The sequence below is a fragment of the Pseudomonas sp. SBT1-2 genome (assembly GCF_028640875.1).
Lineage (GTDB): Bacteria > Pseudomonadota > Gammaproteobacteria > Pseudomonadales > Pseudomonadaceae > Aquipseudomonas > Aquipseudomonas chlororaphis_I.
On record NZ_JAQZAA010000028.1, the window covers coordinates 29552 to 49111 of the forward strand.

General features: G+C 62.5%; 16 protein-coding genes and 1 pseudogene. 9 read left to right on the top strand and 8 right to left on the bottom strand.

The window, feature by feature from the left end; translation table 11 throughout:
* Positions 1-157 precede the first annotated feature (157 nt).
* The 3 genes from PVZ78_RS02985 to PVZ78_RS02995 all read left to right on the top strand — a co-directional run bounded on the left by PVZ78_RS02985 (position 158) and on the right by PVZ78_RS02995 (position 6165).
* On the top strand, positions 158-784 hold the full coding sequence (locus PVZ78_RS02985; RefSeq protein WP_009050106.1) for a response regulator transcription factor: 627 nt from the start codon (positions 158-160) through the stop codon (positions 782-784).
* An 8-nt stretch (positions 785-792) separates the two neighbouring features.
* On the top strand, positions 793-2997 hold the full coding sequence (locus PVZ78_RS02990) for an ATP-binding protein (protein ID WP_273828202.1): 2205 nt from the start codon (positions 793-795) through the stop codon (positions 2995-2997).
* A gap of 219 nt (positions 2998-3216) precedes the next feature.
* Positions 3217-6165, top strand: a complete 2949-nt coding sequence (locus PVZ78_RS02995) for an HD domain-containing phosphohydrolase (RefSeq protein WP_110175684.1) — start codon at positions 3217-3219, stop codon at positions 6163-6165.
* A gap of 7 nt (positions 6166-6172) precedes the next feature.
* Here PVZ78_RS02995 and PVZ78_RS03000 read toward each other — a convergent pair whose 3' ends face one another.
* Positions 6173-6655 (bottom strand): GAF domain-containing protein, encoded by a 483-nt coding sequence (locus tag PVZ78_RS03000; protein WP_053269649.1) that lies wholly within the window; start codon positions 6653-6655, stop codon positions 6173-6175.
* Positions 6652-7542 (bottom strand): ATP-binding protein, encoded by an 891-nt coding sequence (locus PVZ78_RS03005; protein WP_009050110.1) that lies wholly within the window; start codon positions 7540-7542, stop codon positions 6652-6654. The genes PVZ78_RS03000 and PVZ78_RS03005 overlap by 4 nt, the downstream gene beginning before the upstream one ends.
* Before the next feature lie 164 nt (positions 7543-7706).
* Between PVZ78_RS03005 and PVZ78_RS03010 the strand changes: the two genes are divergently transcribed.
* Positions 7707-10028 carry a hybrid sensor histidine kinase/response regulator gene (locus PVZ78_RS03010; protein WP_009050111.1) on the top strand — a complete coding sequence of 774 codons (2322 nt, stop codon included), beginning with the start codon at positions 7707-7709 and terminating at the stop codon, positions 10026-10028.
* On the opposite strand, the gene PVZ78_RS03015 is transcribed toward PVZ78_RS03010, so the two are convergent.
* The 3 genes from PVZ78_RS03015 to msrB form a co-directional block, all read right to left on the bottom strand.
* Positions 10012-10473: a MarR family winged helix-turn-helix transcriptional regulator gene (locus PVZ78_RS03015; protein WP_028683058.1), complete on the bottom strand. Its 462-nt coding sequence runs from the start codon at positions 10471-10473 to the stop codon at positions 10012-10014. The two genes, PVZ78_RS03010 and PVZ78_RS03015, sit on opposite strands and share 17 nt — an antisense overlap.
* Positions 10470-10955, bottom strand: coding sequence for a glutathione peroxidase (locus PVZ78_RS03020; RefSeq protein WP_110175685.1), 486 nt, complete (start codon positions 10953-10955; stop codon positions 10470-10472). Before PVZ78_RS03020 ends, PVZ78_RS03015 begins: the two co-directional genes overlap by 4 nt.
* 112 nt (positions 10956-11067) lie before the next feature.
* Positions 11068-11460, bottom strand: a complete 393-nt coding sequence (gene msrB, locus PVZ78_RS03025) for a peptide-methionine (R)-S-oxide reductase MsrB (protein WP_009050114.1) — start codon at positions 11458-11460, stop codon at positions 11068-11070.
* A gap of 224 nt (positions 11461-11684) precedes the next feature.
* Here msrB and PVZ78_RS03030 point away from each other — a divergent pair, with 224 nt between their 5' ends.
* Both PVZ78_RS03030 and htpX read left to right on the top strand, forming a co-directional pair.
* Entirely contained in the window at positions 11685-12896 is a 1212-nt protein-coding gene (locus tag PVZ78_RS03030; protein WP_009050115.1) for a pyridoxal phosphate-dependent aminotransferase, read from the top strand.
* A gap of 303 nt (positions 12897-13199) precedes the next feature.
* The gene (gene htpX / locus PVZ78_RS03035) at positions 13200-14090 is read left to right on the top strand and encodes a protease HtpX (RefSeq protein WP_007931437.1); all 891 of its coding nucleotides are present in this window, start codon (positions 13200-13202) and stop codon (positions 14088-14090) included.
* A 65-nt stretch (positions 14091-14155) separates the two neighbouring features.
* Here htpX and PVZ78_RS03040 read toward each other — a convergent pair whose 3' ends face one another.
* On the bottom strand, positions 14156-14812 hold the full coding sequence (locus PVZ78_RS03040; protein ID WP_273828203.1) for a thiopurine S-methyltransferase: 657 nt from the start codon (positions 14810-14812) through the stop codon (positions 14156-14158).
* 101 nt (positions 14813-14913) lie between these two features.
* Here PVZ78_RS03040 and PVZ78_RS03045 point away from each other — a divergent pair, with 101 nt between their 5' ends.
* The gene (locus PVZ78_RS03045; RefSeq protein ID WP_124301947.1) at positions 14914-15681 is read left to right on the top strand and encodes a DODA-type extradiol aromatic ring-opening family dioxygenase; all 768 of its coding nucleotides are present in this window, start codon (positions 14914-14916) and stop codon (positions 15679-15681) included.
* A gap of 111 nt (positions 15682-15792) precedes the next feature.
* On the opposite strand, the pseudogene PVZ78_RS03050 reads toward PVZ78_RS03045, so the two are convergent.
* Positions 15793-17500, bottom strand: a pseudogene (locus PVZ78_RS03050) (DEAD/DEAH box helicase).
* A gap of 85 nt (positions 17501-17585) precedes the next feature.
* On the opposite strand from PVZ78_RS03050, the gene PVZ78_RS03055 reads away from it, so the two are divergent.
* A complete protein-coding gene (locus tag PVZ78_RS03055; RefSeq protein WP_164485202.1) occupies positions 17586-17921 on the top strand; it encodes a hypothetical protein in 336 nt (111 codons plus the stop codon).
* Positions 17887-18678 carry a crotonase/enoyl-CoA hydratase family protein gene (locus tag PVZ78_RS03060; RefSeq protein ID WP_009050118.1) on the top strand — a complete coding sequence of 264 codons (792 nt, stop codon included), beginning with the start codon at positions 17887-17889 and terminating at the stop codon, positions 18676-18678. Before PVZ78_RS03055 ends, PVZ78_RS03060 begins: the two co-directional genes overlap by 35 nt.
* Positions 18679-18755: 77 nt before the next feature.
* On the opposite strand, the gene PVZ78_RS03065 is transcribed toward PVZ78_RS03060, so the two are convergent.
* Entirely contained in the window at positions 18756-19511 is a 756-nt protein-coding gene (locus tag PVZ78_RS03065) for a spermidine synthase (protein ID WP_009050119.1), read from the bottom strand.
* Between the last annotated feature and the right edge of the window lie 49 nt (positions 19512-19560).

Sequence of the window (19560 nt, forward strand, 5' to 3'; positions counted from 1 at the left end):
TACTCATTCCTACTTTCAACTGAAAAACCGCTGTAATCCGAAACCGTCTTTCATGTAAGAACTGCCTTATTGTCCCCAACCCCGCCTTAACCCGCATATATCCACTGTCCTGCCTGCGCTAAGGTCCAGCCCTGTATTTATTCCCACGGGTTTGACCATGAGTTCTGTTTTCATCATCGACGACCATCCCGTTATCCGACTGGCCATCCGCATGTTGCTGGAACATGAAGGTTATAAAGTCGTCGGCGAAACCGATAACGGGGTCGATGCCCTGCAAATGGTCCGTGACAGCATGCCGGACCTGATCGTGCTCGATATCAGCATTCCCAAGCTCGACGGGCTGGAGCTGCTGTTGCGATTCGGCGCCCTGGACAAGTCGCTGCGGGTGCTGGTGCTGACGGCGCAGTCGCCAGCCCTGTTCGCCGGGCGCTGCATGCAGGCCGGGGCCTGCGGCTATGTGTGCAAGCAGGAAGACCTGAGCGAAGTGCTCAGCGCCATGAAGGCCGTGCTGTGCGGCTACAACTACTTTCCGAGTCATGCCCTGCAAACGCCAAGGCAGGATGAAACTTCGAACGACGAACTGAACCGCCTGATGTTGCTCAGTGATCGGGAACTCATGGTGTTGCAACTTTTTGCCAAGGGCAGCACCAGTACGCAAATAGCCAACAGCATATTTCTCAGTGGCAAGACCGTCAGCACCTATAAAAAAAGAATCATGCACAAACTTCGCGCGACTTCCATGGCGGAACTTATCGAGTTGGCACAACGTCACGAACTGGTGTGAGAAACAGGATGTTCAAACACATTTCTTATTATTTAACCCTGACGGCCACGACCGTTCTGGCGGTGCTGTTTCTTGGCCTGGTCGAGGCCGGGCAACGAGAGTCCGGAATAACATCCGCCCCTCAGTGCACTGGCACCGCGCCTTGTCTTGAATCGGCTGCCGACCCACCTCTCGATAACGGCCATCGCGGGCTGCTCCTGCTCGCTGGCCTGGGGCTTGGCGTGCCGCTGCTGGCGTCCCTGGGCTGGAATGCCTGGCTGCACCGGCGCCTGGCCCGCCAGCAACAGGCCGCGCATGATCTTGGGCAGCAGCTCGCATTCATGCAGGCCTGGATCGACGGCGTGCCGCATCCGACTTACGTGCGCGACCGCCAGGGCTTGCTGCAAAGCTGCAATGCCAGTTACCTGGAAAGTCTCGCCGCCCACCGCGAAGCGCTCATCGGCAAAACCCTGTTGCAGGGCGCCATGGACGATCCCGGGCAGGCCCGCGAATATCACGCTGACTACCAGCGGGTCATGGCGCAAGGCCGCCCGCTGCTGCGTGACCGTCCACTGCGCCTGAACGGGCAGGAACTGACCGTCCAGCACTGGGTCCTGCCCTATCGGGACGCGAACGGCGAGGTCCGGGGCATCATCGGCGGCTGGGTCGATATCAGCGAACGCCATCGGCTCAGCGACAGCCTCGAGGCCGCCCGGCAACAGGCCGAAGCGGCCTGCCGGGCGAAAAGTGCATTCCTGGCCAGCACCAGCCACGAACTGCGCCGCTCGATGAATGCGCTGATCGGTGCGCTGGAACTGCTGCAGCAGCGCTCCGCCAGCCAGTCCCAGGATGGTCCGGTCATTGAAATGGCTTATCGCTCGGCGCGGACAATGCAGGCCCTGGTCGACGATACCCTCGATATCGCCCGCATCGAATCAGGCAGCCTGGCGCTGAAGCCTGAATGGCTCGACCCGCACCTGCTTGTCGAAACCGTTGTCAGCGAGTTCGACAGCCAGGTCCGGGAGAAGCATCTCAAGCTGCTGCCGACCTTCCACTCCAGCCTCGAGCCGGTCGATGTGCTGCTCGACCCGCTGCGTTTCAGGCAGGTCCTGGGCAACCTGCTGCACAACGCGATCACGTTCACCGAACAGGGCCAGATCAGGGTCCATCTCGACCTGCAAGCGGCCACGCAGCCGCAATACGTGCAACTGATGCTGCAAGTGACGGACAGCGGCATCGGCATCGACGAGCAGGATCAGCACAGGCTGTTCGAACCCTTCTTCCAGGTCCAGGCTCGCCCCCTTTCCCGGCCTGACGGCGCCGGGCTGGGCCTGACCCTTTGCCGTCACCTCTGCGAGCTCATGCAAGGCACGCTGCAACTGGCCAGCCAGCCGGGCATAGGCACGGAAGTGCGGGTCCTGTTGCCGCTGGCCTGTCAGCCTGCGCGAAAACCCGCGACCCTCGTCGAGCCACTCATTGCCCCTGCCACCCGGGCCTTGAACGTACTGGTGATTGACGATCATTCGGCGGACCGCCTGCTGCTGGGGGAACAACTGCATTTTCTCGGGCACCGCTGCCGCACCGCCGAAGACGTCGAGCAAGGCTTCGAGCTCTGGTGCAAGGGGTTCTTCGACCTGCTCATTGTCGATTGCAACATGCCGGGCATGCACGGCTACGAGCTGATCCGCGCCATCCGCGAGCATGAACGCCTGGAGTCCCGCGCGGCCTGCCGGGTATTGGGGGTGACCGCCAGCCCCCGACCGCAAGAGAGACAGCAGTGCGAACAGGCCGGCATCGATGACTGCCTGTTCAAGCCTGTCGGCTTGGCGACCCTCAGCCACAAACTGGCTGGCCTGCAACCGCGGCCCTGGAATGGCGTGTTCAGCCTGAAAGCGCTGCGCACCCTGTCCCGTGGCAAACCGCAGTTCGCCCTGCGCATCCTCACCGAACTGCTGCATTGCAGCTATCGGGACCGCCAGCAACTGATGGCCCTGCCCTGCGAGCCACCGCCCCGGGCACTCGCGGAACTGGCCCACAAGATCAAGGGCTCGGCGCTGATGGTGCAGGCCAAAGACCTTGAAGCGCAGTGCGAAGCCCTTGAGCAGGCCGTTCTGGAAGACGCGGACAGGCAAACCCTGACGCAGCGCAGAACCGCCCTGGAACAGGCCATGCTCAAGCTCGAACGGGCCCTGCTGTGGCAGATCGATCAACAGCCCAGCGCGCCCCTGACCTGAGCCCCATCACCAACGCAACAGCTTGTGTTTGCCGCTAGTTGCCAGATAAATATCAAAAAGCCACTATCCTGTCAGTCGGCCGCAAAAGCCTCATGGCGAGTCTCCATCAGACTGCAATTCGCAACGCCTCCGGAGCCGCCTCCCCTGAGCACAATGCACCTGCCTTAACTATGCTGAGACGTTGAGCTGCGCATCACGCGCCCCCTGGAGAGAGCTGTAATGCCGAGCACGCTGTCGTTCGATAAACGCCGATTTCCTCTCCATGTGCATATCAGCGTGATGTTCACTTGCCTGCTTCTGCTGACCGGCGTGGTGCTGGGCGTTTTCAATTACCAGCAGACCACCCGCATCATCCTTTCCAGCAGCGAAAAACTGTTCCAGCGCATCGAACAGGACGTGCAGCTGGACCTGAAAGCGACCTACGAACCGATTCGCCATCTGCTCAGCCTGCTGGTGGGCAATCCGGCCGTCCAGGCCACCGACCTGGGGCAACGCCTGGCGCTGCTCGGGCCTTTCAGCCAATCGCTCAAGGACAATCCCGAGTTGGCTTCCCTCTATGTGGGTTATGCCGACGGGGACTTTTTCATGGTCCGGCCCTTGCGCAGCCAGGCCTTGAAGGAGGCCCGCCAGGCCCCCGGACCCGCGGCCTATGAAGTCTGGAGCATCGAGCGCGACCGCCATACCGGGCAACTGCATTCACAGTCGCTGTTCTACGACGCCGACCTCGCCCTGGTCAGCCGCCGGGACAATTCCCAGGAAGCCTACGACCCGAGCAGCCGCAACTGGTTTGCCAACGCCAAGGCCGACACCGATCAGATCACCACCGAGCCGTACGTCTTTTTCTCCACCCGCAACGTCGGTACCACCCTCGCCCGCCGCAGTGGCCATAACGCGGTGATGGGCGCCGACCTGACCCTGGAACAACTCTCGGCCACCCTGGCCAAGCATCGGGTCACGCCCAGCACTGAAATCGCCCTGGTGGATGGCAATGGCCATGCCGTGGCTTATCCGGACAGCCGTCGGCTGATCGTCGAAGAACAGAGTGCCCGGCTGATCCGCGCCAACGACCTGAACCCGGCCCTCGATGCGCTGTTGCAGGGCAAGGCCCAGGGTAATCGCCTGCGACTCAAGGATCGCCAATGGATAGTTGCCAGTCGTCATCTGCAGGAAGGTGGGCCCCGTGGCTTGCAGCTGGCGCTGCTGGTGCCCGAGGACGAGTTGCTGGCGGACGCCTATCGCATGCGCTGGCAAGGCGCGCTGATCACCCTGAGCATTCTGCTGCTGTGCCTGCCGCTCGGCTGGCTGACCTCACGGGTGCTGGTCAGGCCGTTGCGCGCCCTGGTGCAGGAAGCCGACGCCGTCCGCAGCTTCGATTTCAACTACCCGCTGACCCGCCGCTCGCCGGTGCTGGAAGTCGACCAGTTGAGCGTGTCGATGGCCCGCATGAAAGACACCCTGGCCAGCTTTTTTGAAATCACCGCCAGCCTTTCCGCGGAAACCCGCTTCGACCCGCTGCTGCAACGGGTGCTGTTTGAAACCATGAAGATCGGCCAGGCCCAGGCCGGGCTGATCTACCTGCGGGAAAACGAAGGCATGAGCCTGGAGCCTCACGGCCTGATCATTGCCGGCAATGTCCAGGACCTGCCGGCATTCGACATACGGAGCCAGGATGCCCAGCACGACGCAAGCCCGGTGTGGCTGCGGCAACTGGCGAACAGCGAGAACGTGGTCACGACCCTGGGGTTCGAGCAGGCGGCCGACCTGCAAAGCGTGCTGCTGGCCATGAACTGCCCCAGCGTCCATCTGATCGGTATCCGCCTGCACAATCGTCACAACGAAACCGTCGGCATCCTTGTCCTGCTGTTGGCCGACAGCGGCCAGGAAGCCGACCTGGAAAAGCTGCGCCCGGACCGCATCGCTTTCTTGCAGGCAGTCTCCGGCGCCGCGGCGGTCAGCATCGACAGCCAGCGCTTGCAGAACCGGCAAAAGCAATTGCTCGACGCCTTCATCCAGCTGCTGGCCGGGGCGATCGATGCCAAGAGCCCGTACACCGGCGGGCATTGCCAGCGGGTGCCGGCGCTGACCCTGATGCTGGCCCAGGCCGCCGCGGCCAGCCAGCAACCGCCGTTCAGCGCCTACCAGCCCACCGAGGACGAGTGGGAGGCGTTGCATATCGCGGCCTGGCTGCACGATTGCGGCAAGATCACGACCCCCGAGTACGTGGTGGACAAGGCCACCAAGCTGGAAACCCTGAACGACCGCATCCACGAGATCCGCACCCGCTTCGAGGTGCTCAAGCGCGATCTCTGGATCGACTATTGGCAGGCTCGTGCCCAGGGTGGCGATGAGGCTTCGCTGGCGGCGATCCGCGATGCCGGCCTGGCGGAACTGGACGACGACTTTGCCTTTATCGCCCGCTGCAACCTCGGCAGCGAAGCCATGGCCGAGGCCGATCTGCAACACCTGGAACGAATTGCCCAACGCACCTGGAGCCGCACCCTGGACGATCGCCTGGGCGTGTCCTGGGAAGAAAACCGCCGCCAGCAACGTACCCCGGCGGCGACCCTGCCGGTCACCGAACCGCTGCTGGCCGACAAGCCCGAGCATCTGATCGAACGCAACCCTTGCGAGCTGATTCCGGCGGACAATCCCTGGGGCTTCAAGCTCGATGTGCCGCCCTACAAGTACAACCGTGGCGAGCTGTACAACCTGAAAATCGGCAAAGGCACCCTGACCCGTGAAGAGCGCTACGTGATCAATCACCACATGGTGCAGACCATCCGGATGCTCAGCCACCTGCCCTTCCCCAGCCACTTGAACAGCATCACCGAGATCGCCGGCGGCCATCACGAGAAAATGGATGGCACCGGTTATCCCAGGCAGCTGAAACGGGAGCAGATGAGCCTGCCGGCGCGGATGATGGCGATCGCCGATATCTTCGAAGCGCTGACCGCGGCCGATCGCCCCTACAAGAAGGGCAAGACCCTGAGCGAAGCGCTGGGCATCATGGCGACCATGTGCCGCGATGCCCATATCGATCCGCAGCTGTTCGAGTTGTTCATCCAGACCGGGATCTACCAGCAGTACGCCGACCGCTTCATGGAACCGCAGCAGATCGATGCGGTAGATCCCGAGGGCGTGCTGGGCAAGGCCGGCCTCAGGGCCTGACGCGGGCTCAGCAGTCGGTCAGGCGCAGGAAAATTGCCGCCAGGCGCTCGATGCCGGCCTGATCCTCGAGGGTGAAGCGGGCGATTTTCGGGCTGTCCAGATCCAGCACGCCAATCAGCCGCCCAGCCTTGACCAGGGGCACCACCAACTCACTGTTGGAAGCGCTGTCGCAGGCGATATGCCCGGGGAACGCGTGCACATCCTCGACCCGCTGGGTCTGCAGGCTCGCCGCGGCCGCACCGCACACGCCACGCCCGAAGGGAATGCGCACACAGGCGATCTGGCCCTGGAACGGGCCGAGCACCAGTTCCTCGTTGCGATTGAGGTAGAACCCGGCCCAGTTCAAGTCGTCCATCTGATTGAACAGAAACGCCGAGAATTGCGCGGCGTTGGCGATGAAATCGCGCTCGTCGGCCAGCAACGATTCCAGCTGGGCGCACAGCAAGGCATAGCCGTCCAGGCCTTTGCCGGTGTTCTGCAGATCGATCATGCTTTTTGCTCCAACAACTGCAAACCTACCCAGTAGCGTGCGAACTGATACGCGCAGCGACCATTGCGATTGCCGCGGCCGGTGGCCCAGCGCACGGCGAGGATGTCCAGGGCTTCGTCACGCTGCCATTGCAGGCCAGCCTTGCTTCCCAACTCGCCGATCCAGTGCTCGACCACGTTCAGGTAATGCTCCTGGGTGAAGGGATAGAACGACAGCCACAGGCCGAAGCGGTCCGACAGGGCAATTTTGTCTTCCACTGCCTCGCTCGGGTGCAACTCGCCATCGACGCGCTTCCAGTTCTCGTTGTCGCTTTCCTTCTCCGGCACCAGGTGCCGGCGGTTGGAGGTGGCATACAGCAGCACGTTATCCGGGGCCTGCTCCAGCGAGCCGTCGAGCACGCTCTTGAGTACCCGGTAGTCGCCCTCGCCCGACTCGAACGACAGGTCGTCGCAGAACAGCACGAAACGTTGCGGCAGCTTGACCAGTTGCTCCACCACCCGCGGCAGGTCGGCCAGGTGATCGCGCTCGATTTCGATCAGGCGCAGGCCATGCTCGGCATGCTCGGCCAGCAGCGCGCGGACCAGCGACGATTTACCGGTGCCGCGCGAGCCCCACAGCAAGGCGTGGTTGGCCGGCAGGCCGTCGAGAAACTGCCGGGTATTACGCCCCAACTGGTCGCGCTGGTTGTCGACACCGATCAGGTCGGACAAGCGCATGTCCAGGCTGACCTCCAGCGGCAGCAGAAAACCGCTGCGGCCTTCACGTTGCCAGCGCGCGGCCAGGCATTGGCTCCAGTCGATGGCTTGTCGCGGCGCGGGCAACAGCGGCTCGATACGCGCCAGAACCGCGTCGGCGCGTTCAAGAAAAGCATTCAATCGAGATTCCACGACTTCTCCTCGGGCAGGTTCCCAGTAATGATGTGGCACGCAGACGAAACGACCTTCCGCCGCCCAGGTCTATCGCAGGCGAACGGTGCCGGGCCCTGCCGGCACACACTGACGATCAGCTATGCTTGCCCAGCGAAGGGAAACGGAAATTGGTTCAACACCCCATGGACATCAAGTTCACCAACCGCCTGTCTTACAAGCAAGCCAGGCTCACTGTGCTGGTCGGGTTTGTCCTGGGGACGGCGCTCAGTCTGCTGCAAATCGGCATCGATTATGCCAGCGAAGATGCCTCCATCAACCGGGAAATCAACGCGCTCCTGGAAATCAGCCACAATCCGGCCTCGCGTATCGCCTACAACATCGACTCCGAGCTCGCCCAGGAGCTGACGCTCGGCCTGCTGCGCTCGCCGGCGATCATCCGCGCCCGGCTGATCGACAACAACGACACTTTGCTGGCCAACGTCACCCGACCGGCCCAGCAAAGCCCCTACCGGATGCTCAGCGACTTCCTGTTCGGCGCCAAGCGCGAGTTCCAGGACCGCCTGTACCTCGATCACCTGCCCTCGGAATCCCTCGGCGTCCTGCACCTGGAAGTCGACACCTACTCGTTCGGCAGCCGCTTCCTGCGCCGTGCGGAAATCACCCTGATCAACGGTTTCATGCGCAGCCTGATCCTCACCGGGCTGCTCCTGGCGCTGTTCTACGTGATGCTGACCAAACCCCTGGTCGGCGTCATTCGCGAGCTCAGCGGCCGCGATCCGCGCAACCCCGACCAGACGCGACTGGACTTTCCGCCCAGCCACGAACAGGACGAGATCGGCGTGCTGGTCAAGGTCGCCAACCAGCAGTTCGACAACATGGCCACCGAGATCCAGCAACGGCGCAATGCCGAAAACCGCCTGACCGACTACCTCGGGCAGCTGGAAAATATCGTCTCGGCGCGCACCACCGAGCTCAAGGCGATCAACGACCGGCTGAGCCAGTCCAACGAAGAGCTGGAAATCGCTCGTAGTACCGCCCTCGACATGGCCCAGGCGCGAGCCGCTTTCCTGGCCAACATGAGCCATGAAATCCGCACGCCGCTCAATGGCTTGCTGGGCATGATCGCCCTGTCGCTGGACAGTCCGCTGAACGCCGAACAACGCCAGCAACTGTCGATCGCCCACGACTCCGGCAAAGTGCTGGTGGAGCTGCTCAACGATATTCTCGACATGTCCAAGTTCGACGCCGGCCAGTTGGAGCTGGAGCGCATCCCCTTCGACCTCGGGGTGCTGGTGGAGGACACCGCCAACCTGCTGTCGCAGAACGCCGCGCCGAGTGTCGAGCTGGCCTGCCTGATCGAGCCGGAGTTCCCGGCGCTGGTCCTCGGCGACCCCACGCGCGTGCGGCAGATCGTCAGCAACCTGCTGTCCAACGCCCTCAAGTTCACCCGCTTCGGCCGTGTCGATGTGCGCCTGCGTAGGCTCGAAGACGGGGTCAGGATCGAAGTCTGCGACACCGGCATCGGCATCGCCCGCGAGGCCCAGGTGAAGATCTTCCAGCCCTATACCCAGGCCGGCGCCGGGATCACCCGGCAATACGGCGGCACCGGCCTGGGCCTGGCGCTGACCTACAACCTCTGCGAAGCCATGCAGGGGCGCCTGAGCATCAGCTCGGAAGTGGGGTTTGGCAGCCAGTTCTGTGCCGACCTGCCGCTGCCCTGCCACACGCCTGCCAGCCCACCGTCGCCTCTGCACGGCCAGGTGCTGGCCATTACCTCCGAAGGCAGCGGGCTGGCCGAACTGCTGAGCGTGCAGTTGCCGTTCTGGGGGCTGGAATATCGGCGCTGCGATCTCGATGAATCACTGCTCGGGCAGAAGCCGGACCTGTTGATCACCGACTGCCCGGAATGCCTGTTCGGCCTGCGCCCGAGCATCAGCGCGCCGATTCTGCTGGTCACCGCCTACGGCAGTTTCCTGCCCAGCGAAGAAGCCAGCGCCCTGGCGCCGTTGCAGCAACAGGCGCGGCCATTGGCGCGCAACGCCTTGTATCAGACCCTGCGCCGGGCCCTGCTGGCCGAAACCGCGGTGATCAATGAAACCCAGTTGGAAACCCTGGCGCCCCTGCGCCGCGCCTTCATCCTGCTGGTGGAAGACAACCCGGTGAACCAGCTGGTGGCCAAAGGCATGCTGAGCAAGCTCGGCTGCGAAGTGACGGTCGCCTCCCAGGGCGCCGAAGCCCTGGACGTGCTGGAGCACCAGCATTTCGACCTGGTGCTGATGGACTGCAACATGCCGGTGATGGATGGCTACGAGGCCAGCCGGCAGATCCGCCGCAGCGGCCGCTGGCCGGACCTGCCGATCGTCGCCCTGACCGCCAATGCCATGCCCGAAGAGCGCGAGCGCTGCCGGGCCGCGGGCATGAGCGACTACCTGGCCAAACCCTTCCGCCGTGAAGAGCTGATCGCCCTCTTGGACCTCTGGGTGCCGACTACGACAGCGCTTTGACCTGGGCCAGCAGACGGTCCAGGCCATTGCGCAATTCGCTCAGGCTGTCGAGGTCGACACCGCTGTCGCATAACAGCGCGGCCTTGAGCGGCGGCACCTGATCGCGCAGGGCCAGGCCGGCCTCGCTCAGGCTCAGGTGCACCTCGCGCTCGTCGCGGGACGAACGCTGGCGCTGCACCAGTTGCAGCTGTTCAAGGCGCTTGAGCAGCGGTGTCAGGGTCCCGGAATCCAGCGCCAGGCGTTCCCCCAGTGCCTTGACCGTCGGCAGCTCTGGCGGCGTGGCCTGCCATTCCCAGAGCACCAGCATCACCAGGTACTGCGGATAGGTCAGGCCCAACTGGTCGAGCATCGGCTTGTAGCCCCGCACTACGGCCCGCGAGGCGGCGTACAGCTTGAAGCACAGCTGGCTGTCGAGTTTCAGCGAATCGGCGGACAGGTCGGTCATTTGAGCAGGGCTTCAATCTCGCGGGTCAGGTCCTGGGGCTTGGTGGCCGGGGCGAAACGCTTGACCAGCGCGCCGTCCTTGCCAATCAGGAACTTGGTGAAGTTCCACTTGATGCCCTGGGAACCCAATACCCCCGGCGCGCGTTTTTTCAACTGCACGAACAGTGGATGCGCCTCGGCGCCATTGACGTCGATCTTCTTGAACAGCGGAAAGCTGACGCCGTAGTTCAGCTCGCAGAACTCGGAAATCGCCCCTTCGTTGCCCGGCTCCTGCTTGCCGAACTGATTGCAGGGAAAGCCCAGCACCACCAGGCCCCGGTCCTTGTAGGTCTGCCACAGTTCTTCCAGGCCCTTGTACTGCGGGGTGAAACCGCACTTGCTCGCGGTGTTGACCACCAGCACGGCCTTGCCGGCGAAGTCGGCCAGGGTCTTTTGCTCACCCTTGATGGTGGTGCACGGAATGTTCAGCAATGTGTCACTCATGGCGCGGACTCCAGAAACGAAAGGTGCGATAAAAATAGCGCTCAATTAAATTGCGTGCAATTTAATTAGCCAAAAAGCGATTTCGAAAAATCGCCTTGGGCGCCCACTACGATCAGCGTGGAACCAGGTCCAGGCACACCGAGTTGATGCAGTAGCGCAGGCCGGTCGGCGGCGGACCGTCCGGAAATACATGCCCCAGGTGCGCATCGCATTTGGCGCAGACCACTTCGGTGCGGATCATGCCGTGGCTCAGGTCACGGATCTCGACCATGGCGCTCTCGCCGATCGGCTCGTAGAAGCTCGGCCAGCCACAACCGGAGTCGAATTTGGCCTTGGAGTCGAACAGTGGCGCATTGCAGCAGATGCAGTGATACACACCGTCGGTCTTGGTGGCGTTGTACTTGCCCGAGAACGGCCGTTCGGTGCCTTTGAGGCGGCAGACGTTGTACTGCTCCGGATCGAGCATGGCACGCCATTCTTCAAGGGTTTTTTCCAGCTTTTCCATGGTCCTTCCTCTGCAACTGAAAAAGCCCGATCTGTATCTTTTCCACGGATCGGGCGGCACGTATGATTGCGCCTCGTTAGACGCCAGTCTGGCAGCCGTGTTACACGGGTTCAAACGGATTTTGCCGCCGCGAACCCAGGCTTCAGGCCTGTGTGCAAACGCAGGATTCCCAGTACGGTAGCTCACTCACCGTCTGGATCGTTCATTTTCGGGAACACATCGCCATGCAGGTCAGCAAATCGAACAAGCTCGCCAACGTCTGTTATGACATTCGCGGCCCAGTGCTCAAGCACGCCAAACGCCTGGAAGAGGAAGGCCATCGCATCCTCAAGCTGAACATCGGCAACCCGGCGCCTTTTGGTTTCGAAGCGCCGGACGAAATTCTCCAGGACGTGATCCGCAACCTGCCGACCGCACAGGGCTACAGCGACTCCAAGGGCCTGTTCAGCGCCCGCAAGGCAGTCATGCAGTACTACCAGCAAAAGCAGGTGGAAGGCGTCGGCATCGAAGACATCTACCTGGGCAACGGCGTTTCCGAACTGATCGTCATGGCCATGCAGGCCCTGCTCAACAACGGTGACGAAGTGCTGGTACCGGCCCCGGACTACCCGCTGTGGACCGCGGCCGTGAGCCTGGCCGGCGGCAACCCGGTGCACTACCTGTGCGACGAGCAGGCCAACTGGTGGCCGGACATCGCCGACATCAAGGCCAAGATCACCCCGAACACCAAGGCCCTGGTGATCATCAACCCGAACAACCCGACCGGCGCGGTATACCCCAAGGAAGTGTTGCTGGAGATGCTCGAACTGGCGCGCCAGCACAACCTGGTGGTGTTCTCCGACGAGATCTACGACAAGATCCTCTACGATGACGCCGTGCACGTCTGCACCGCCTCCCTGGCGCCGGACCTGCTGTGCCTGACCTTCAACGGCCTGTCCAAGTCCTACCGGGTGGCCGGTTTCCGTTCCGGCTGGGTGGCCATTTCCGGTCCCAAGCACCACGCCCAGAGCTACATCGAAGGCATCGACATGCTGGCCAACATGCGCCTGTGCGCCAACGTGCCGAGCCAGCACGCCATTCAAACGGCGCTGGGTGGCTACCAGAGCATCAACGACCTGGTGCTGCCGCCGGGCCGCCTGCTGGAACAGCGCAACCGCACCTGGGAACTGCTCAACGACATCCCCGGCGTCAGCTGCGTCAAGCCCATGGGCGCGCTGTACGCCTTCCCGAAAATCGACCCGAAAGTCTGCCCGATCCACAACGATGAGAAGTTCGTCCTGGACCTGCTGCTCTCGGAGAAACTGCTGGTGGTTCAGGGCACCGCCTTCAACTGGCCATGGCCGGACCACTTCCGTGTCGTGACATTGCCGCGGGTCGATGACCTGGAACAGGCGATCGGCCGTATCGGCAGCTTCCTCAAGTCGTATCGCCAGTAAGCCTTGCGACGCAGTGCGACCGCCCCGGGTCGCACTGCGATTAATTCAGCAACACTTCTGTACTCCCTGCTGCGCCTACCCTTCTGTATCTTTGCCTTGCACCTCGTGCCCAGTGGTAACACGCCTCTGAAGCGCTGGTCAGCTTTCGGTGCCTTCCCCACCTGCGACAGAAAGCTCATGCAAGCGTCTAAAATCAGCCTGCAGGACACAGTTTGAAATAGTCACCCGGTTGAATAGGCCGGTGCCGCACCTTATATACCCCGCAGAACGCTACATCTTTAGCATGAGGAGATTTCTACAACCATGATGCGCATCCTGCTGTTCTTGGCCACTAACCTGGCGGTCGTGCTGATTGCCAGCATCACCCTGAGCCTTTTCGGCTTCAACGGGTTCATGGCGGCCAATGGGGTTGATCTCAACCTCAATCAGCTGCTGGTTTTCTGTGCGGTCTTTGGTTTCGCCGGTTCCCTGTTCTCGCTGTTCATCTCCAAGTGGATGGCGAAAATGAGCACCAGCACCCAGATCATTACCCAGCCTCGTACTCGTCATGAGCAATGGCTGCTGCAAACCGTCGAGCAACTGTCCCGCGAAGCCGGGATCAAGATGCCAGAAGTCGGTATTTTCCCGGCCTACGAGGCCAACGCCTTCGCCACCGGCTGGAACAAGAACGACGCACTGGTCGCGGTGAGCCAGGGCCTGCTCGAGCGCTTCTCGCCCGATGAAGTGAAAGCCGTGCTGGCCCACGAGATCGGTCACGTGGCCAACGGCGACATGGTTACCCTGGCGCTGATCCAGGGCGTGGTGAACACCTTCGTGATGTTCTTCGCGCGCATCATCGGCAACTTCGTCGACAAGGTGATTTTCAAGAACGAAGAAGGCCAGGGTATCGCCTACTACATCGCGACCATCTTCGCCGAACTGGTCCTGGGCATCCTGGCCAGCGCCATCGTCATGTGGTTCTCGCGCAAGCGCGAATTCCGTGCCGACGAAGCCGGCGCGCAACTGGCCGGTACCGCGGCAATGATCGGCGCCCTGCAACGCCTGCGCTCGGAACAGGGCCTGCCGGTGCACATGCCCGACACCCTGAATGCCTTCGGCATCAACGGTGGCCTCAAGCAAGGCCTGGCTCGCATGTTCATGAGCCACCCGCCGCTGGAAGAGCGTATCGACGCACTGAGTCGTCGTCGCGGATAATGCTGGCGCAACACAAAAAAGGGCGACCCAGGTCGCCCTTTTTTATTGCCTGTGGAAACCGGAACTCAGCGTGCCAGCAAGCGATAGACCCGCTCTTCGAGGCGGGTCACGCCGCCCTGGAGAAACTTCCAGCTCTCGCCAAGAATGTCCCGCTCCTCCTCGACCCGCAGCTGCCAGCGTTTACCGAGCAAGGCCTTGACCTCGTCATCGAGCACGGCGAAAGGTGGCCCCGCCATCAGCGCCTGGTCGTAATCCAGGGTGACCAGCAGCCCCTGGCAGCCCTGGGGCAGGATGGACTGCAAATGCGCCGCATACCGCTCGCGCATCTCCGGCGGCAAGGCGATCAACGCCGCCCGGTCGTACAACGCCTGGCAGTCGGCGACATCCGTGGCCTGCAGGGCAAAAAAGTCGCCGCACCAGAGCTGGATCGGACCGTACTCATAGACCTTGAACCCACTTCGAAGGCTGACCTGCGGCTGCAACTGCTGTTCGCTGAAAAAGTCCTGGATGGCCTTCTCCGACAACTCGATACCCAGCACCTGATGCCCCTGGCTGGCCAGCCAGCTCAGGTCCAGGCTCTTGCCGCACAGCGGCACCAGCACCCGCGAACCCGGCGCCAGCTCCAGTTGGGGCCAGTAGCGTTGCAGATAAGGATTAACCTCGGACAAATGGAAGCCGATCTGATTCTGTTCCCAGCGTTTGTGCCAAAACTCCGGCTGCATAAATCACCCTGAAATTCGATCAAAAACCACAAAAACTTATATTAGATTTAGATCAATGATCTGATTAAAGATGGTGCATCTTAACGCTCAGGACCTTATTCATGCTCCCTAGCCTGTTTATCTCCCACGGATCGCCGATGCTTGCCCTGGAACCCGGCGCCAGCGGCCCGGCCCTCACCCGCCTGGCCGCCGAGCTGCCACGTCCCAAGGCCATAGTGGTGGTATCGGCCCACTGGGAAAGCCAGGACCTGCGGGTCAGTAGCAACCCGCAACCGCAAACCTGGCATGACTTCGGTGGTTTCCCCGCGGCGCTGTTCGCCGTGCAATACCCGGCCCCCGGCCAGCCTGAACTGGCGGAACAGGTGGCACAGCTGCTCAGGGCCGACGGCCTGCCGGCGCAGCTCGACGACCAGCGCCCGTTCGACCATGGGGTCTGGGTGCCGCTGTCGCTGATGTACCCACAGGCGGACATTCCGGTGGTCCAGGTTTCCCTGCCCAGCCGAATGGGCCCGGCCTTGCAGACTCAGGTCGGCCATGCCCTGTCCAGCCTGCGACAACAAGGGGTGCTATTGATCGGCTCGGGCAGCATTACCCACAACCTGCGCGAACTGGACTGGCACGCCGGCCCGGAAAGCGTCGAGCCCTGGGCCAAGGCTTTTCGCGACTGGATGATCGAGAAACTCGCCGCCAACGACGAAGCCGCGCTGCACGATTACCGTCGCCAGGCACCGAATGCCGTGCGCAGCCATCCCAGCGATGAACACCTGCTGCCGCTGTATTTCGCCAGAGGCGCCGGCGGCGACTTCAGCATCGCCCATCAAGGCTTCACCATGGGCGCGCTGGGCATGGATATCTATCGCTTCGGTTGATGCCACTGTCGGGCATGAAGCCTGGCGAGCCCTACCGGATCAAAACACCAGGCAAAAAAATCCCCGCACCAGGCGGGGATTTTTTCGTTCAACCGATCAGCTCAACGCCGATCAGTCTTCGCGATAACGACGCAGCTTCAGCTGCTTGCCGGCCACGCGAGTGTCCTTCAGTTTGGTCAGCAGACGCTCCAGACCTTCCTCCGGCAGCTCGACCAGGCTGAAGCTGTCACGCACCTGGATGCGACCGATGGCTTCGCGGGCCAGGCCGCCTTCGTTGAGGATGGCGCCCAGCAGGTTCTTGGCCGCGATACCGTCACGCGCGCCCAGCGCGGTACGGCAACGGGCACGACCTTCAGCCAGAGGCATCGGTGCACGACGCTCACGCTCGCCGCGATCAGGACGATCGCCGGAACGCTCGGGACGGTCGCCACGTGGCGCGCTGTTCGGCACCAGTGGGCGTTCCTTCTCGATCGCTGCCAGGTTCAGCGCCTGACCGTTGGTGGCCTTGCGCAGCAGGGCCGCGGCCAGGGCACGCGGGCTGCAACCGATATCGGCGGTCAGGCGATCGAGCAGATCACCGTGGGTCGATTCAGCGTCAGCCACCAGCGGCGACAGGCTGTTGGTCAGCTTCTTGATGCGCGCATCGAGAACGGCTTGGGCGTCCGGCAGACGAACCTCGGCCACCTTCTGACCGGTTACACGCTCGATCACTTGCAGCATGCGGCGCTCGCGTGGAGTCACCAGCAGCAGCGCACGACCTTCGCGACCGGCACGGCCGGTACGGCCGATACGGTGCACGTAGGATTCCGGGTCGTACGGCATGTCCACGTTGAATACGTGGGTGATGCGCGGTACGTCCAGGCCACGGGCGGCAACGTCGGTCGCCACAACGATGTCCAGGCGACCATCCTTGAGGGAGTCGATCACGCGCTCACGCTGGTTCTGGGCGATGTCGCCGTTCAGCGCAGCGGCCTTGTAGCCTTTGGCTTCCAGGGCACTGGCCAGGTCCAGGGTCGCTTGCTTGGTGCGCACGAACATGATCAGGGCGTCGAAATCTTCCACTTCCAGCAGGCTGAGAACGGCAGAAGTCTTCTGGTCAGCGTGAACCAACAGGTGAGCCTGTTCGATCGCGGTGACGGTCTGGGTCTTGCTCTGAATCTTGACGTGTTTCGGGTCCTTCAGGTGACGCTCGGCGATCGCACGGATCGACTGCGGCAAGGTGGCCGAGAACAGTACAGTCTGGCGGGTTTCCGGCATGGCCTTGAAGATCACTTCCAGGTCATCCATGAAGCCCAGCTTGAGCATTTCGTCGGCTTCGTCGAGAACCAGGTGGTTCACGGTCGCCAGGACTTTTTCGTCGCGACGCAGGTGGTCGCACAGACGGCCCGGAGTGGCGACAACGATCTGTGCGCCATTACGGATTGCTTTCAGTTGTGGGCCCATCGGCGCGCCGCCGTAGACAGCCACAACAGTTACGCCCGGCATTTGCTTGGCGTAGGTTTCGAAAGCGGTTGCAACTTGCAGCGCCAACTCACGGGTTGGGGCCAGGATCAGAGCTTGCGGCTCGCGCTTGGACGGATCAATGCGGTGCAGGATAGGCAGGGCGAACGCGGCGGTCTTACCGGTACCGGTTTGCGCCTGGCCAATCATATCGTGACCGGCGAGGATGATCGGGATCGACTGCTGCTGAATGGCCGAAGGCTCTTCATAGCCGGTAGCGACTACTGCAGCGACAATATTGGGATGAAGTTCAAGAGCGGCGAAGCCGCCGATTTCCTGGGTCATGGGTCTGCCTCTAAGTGCATCCGCAAAGACCCATGCTCCAAAGCTGCGCATGCCGTGTAAGACTCAAGAGTCACCCTGGCAGCTTTGTCGGCGGGGATTTGCGAAAACGATTGAAAGAAATGAACGTCAAGGATAGTCCGCGCAGCGGACAAGCAGCCGAAGCTGACTTCGGGGAATTGCATCACCTAAACGAGGCCCGGTTAAAGGCCGGCGCGCACTATACCGGAATTACTCAAAAAAGGGAGTTTTTTTTATCGGAAAAACCCGCTGAATACCTAGTTGTCACAGGCTTTGCGGATAATCCGGCAAAGGTCTATTTTGCACAGGCCCACGCCTGTCGGGGGATGACGCTTAAACGGTTCATCTTGCCGGCCGATACCGTCGGTCCGAGACACTCTTTACCGTCCGAGGAAATGCCCCATGAGCCAGCCCAGTTGCAGTCGCGTCAGCCGTGAACAACGTGGTCATCTCTTCCTCATCGGCCTGGACCGGGTCGCCAAGCGCAACGCCTTCGACCTGCAGTTGCTCGATCAACTCAGCCTGGCCTATGGCGAGTTCGAGGCCTGTGCCGAAGCCCGCGTCGCCGTGGTGTTCGGCCATGGCGAGCACTTCACCGCGGGGCTGGACCTGGCCAACGTCGGGGCCAAGCTCGCCAAAGGCTGGCAGGCGCCGGCCGGCGGTTGCGATCCCTGGGGCGTCTTCGCCGGGCCACGGGTCAGCAAACCGGTGATAGTCGCGGTGCAGGGCTACTGCCTGACCATAGGCATCGAGCTGATGCTGGCGGCGGATATCAACCTGTGCGCCAGCAATACCCGCTTCGCCCAGCTGGAAGTGCAACGCGGCATCTTTCCGTTCGGCGGCGCCACCCTGCGCCTGCATCAGATCGCCGGCTGGGGCAACGCCATGCGCTGGTTGCTCACCGGCGACGAATTCGACGCCCATGAAGCCCTGCGCCTGGGGCTGGTGCAAGAAGTCATGGCCAGCGAAGACCTGCTGCCCCGCGCCCTGGCCCTCGCCGAACGGATCGCCAGCCAGGCGCCGCTGGGGGTTCAGGCGACCCTGATGTCGGCCCGGCAAGCCCGGCTCGAAGGGGAAAGCGCGGCGGCGCAGGGGCTGCCGCCGCTGGTGAAGAAGCTATTGAACAGCGAGGACGCCAAGGAAGGTGTACGAGCGATGGTCGAGAAGCGGCCGGGGGTGTTCAAGGGGTGTTGAACGCTTCAGGCAGTTGCCAAATGTGAGGCCTTATCGCGGGCAAGCCTCGCTCCTACAGATGCGCTCGGCCAACCGACTCAGGTCGCCGGCCGAATGCACTTGATCAACGACTGCAACGAATAGCCCAGGCGCGGCGCCAGCGCCTCGGCCCGGGCGCTCAGGCCGTCCATGTCCAGATCCTGGTCCAGGTCGGACGGCACGATCAGAATCACGTTGCCCTCCTTCACCGGCAGCTCCCAGTAATGCCGGTGGTAAAGCCCACGCAGCAAGGCCGCCCCCAGTGGCTTGCCATCGTCGGTGGCCCACTGGTTGATCACCAGCCAGCCGCCCGGGTTGAGGCGCTTCTGGCAGTTTTCCAGGAAGCCCCAGGCCAGGTGCCCGACGCCCGGTCCGACGTCGGTATACAGGTCGACGAAAATCAGGTCCGCCGACTCGGCGCTGTCCAGCAGTTCGAGCGCATCGCCGACCCGGATATAGAGACGCGGATCGTCATCCAGCCCCAGGTACTCGATGGCCAGGCGCGGTACGTCGGGGCGCAACTCGATGGCCTCGACATCTTCCAGCGGCAAGAACTTGAGGCAGGCCTGGGTCAGGGTGCCAGCGCCCAGGCCGAGAAACAGCGCACTCTCGGGCTGTTCATGGCACAGCGCACCGATCAGCATGGCCCGGGTGTAGTCGTACTCCAGCCAGCTCGGGTCGGCGGTAAACACGCAGCTCTGCTCGATGGCATCACCAAATTCGAGGAAGCGGTAATCCGCCACTTCCAGTACCCGAATCATGCCGAACTCATCATGCACTTCGGCGAGCAGGCGCTCGACGCGCTCCTCAGTCATCTCTTCTCCTAGCCGCGACGGGGCTCAACCTCGCCGTCGCGATAAACCG

What these genes read in the sequence shown, in the direction of transcription:
- htpX (WP_007931437.1), top strand. Translation starts at nt 13,200, where the DNA reads ATGATGCGCATCCTGCTGTTCTTGGCCACTAACCTGGCGGTCGTGCTG.
- PVZ78_RS03055 (WP_164485202.1), top strand. Translation starts at nt 17,586, where the DNA reads ATGAACGTCAAGGATAGTCCGCGCAGCGGACAAGCAGCCGAAGCTGAC.
- PVZ78_RS03040 (WP_273828203.1), bottom strand. Translation starts at nt 14,812, where the DNA reads ATGCAGCCGGAGTTTTGGCACAAACGCTGGGAACAGAATCAGATCGGC.
- PVZ78_RS02985 (WP_009050106.1), top strand. Translation starts at nt 158, where the DNA reads ATGAGTTCTGTTTTCATCATCGACGACCATCCCGTTATCCGACTGGCC.
- msrB (WP_009050114.1), bottom strand. Translation starts at nt 11,460, where the DNA reads ATGGAAAAGCTGGAAAAAACCCTTGAAGAATGGCGTGCCATGCTCGAT.
- PVZ78_RS03060 (WP_009050118.1), top strand. Translation starts at nt 17,887, where the DNA reads ATGAGCCAGCCCAGTTGCAGTCGCGTCAGCCGTGAACAACGTGGTCAT.
- PVZ78_RS03010 (WP_009050111.1), top strand. Translation starts at nt 7,707, where the DNA reads ATGGACATCAAGTTCACCAACCGCCTGTCTTACAAGCAAGCCAGGCTC.
- PVZ78_RS02990 (WP_273828202.1), top strand. Translation starts at nt 793, where the DNA reads ATGTTCAAACACATTTCTTATTATTTAACCCTGACGGCCACGACCGTT.
- PVZ78_RS03045 (WP_124301947.1), top strand. Translation starts at nt 14,914, where the DNA reads ATGCTCCCTAGCCTGTTTATCTCCCACGGATCGCCGATGCTTGCCCTG.
- PVZ78_RS03065 (WP_009050119.1), bottom strand. Translation starts at nt 19,511, where the DNA reads ATGACTGAGGAGCGCGTCGAGCGCCTGCTCGCCGAAGTGCATGATGAG.
- PVZ78_RS03020 (WP_110175685.1), bottom strand. Translation starts at nt 10,955, where the DNA reads ATGAGTGACACATTGCTGAACATTCCGTGCACCACCATCAAGGGTGAG.
- PVZ78_RS03000 (WP_053269649.1), bottom strand. Translation starts at nt 6,655, where the DNA reads ATGATCGATCTGCAGAACACCGGCAAAGGCCTGGACGGCTATGCCTTG.
- PVZ78_RS03015 (WP_028683058.1), bottom strand. Translation starts at nt 10,473, where the DNA reads ATGACCGACCTGTCCGCCGATTCGCTGAAACTCGACAGCCAGCTGTGC.
- PVZ78_RS02995 (WP_110175684.1), top strand. Translation starts at nt 3,217, where the DNA reads ATGCCGAGCACGCTGTCGTTCGATAAACGCCGATTTCCTCTCCATGTG.
- PVZ78_RS03030 (WP_009050115.1), top strand. Translation starts at nt 11,685, where the DNA reads ATGCAGGTCAGCAAATCGAACAAGCTCGCCAACGTCTGTTATGACATT.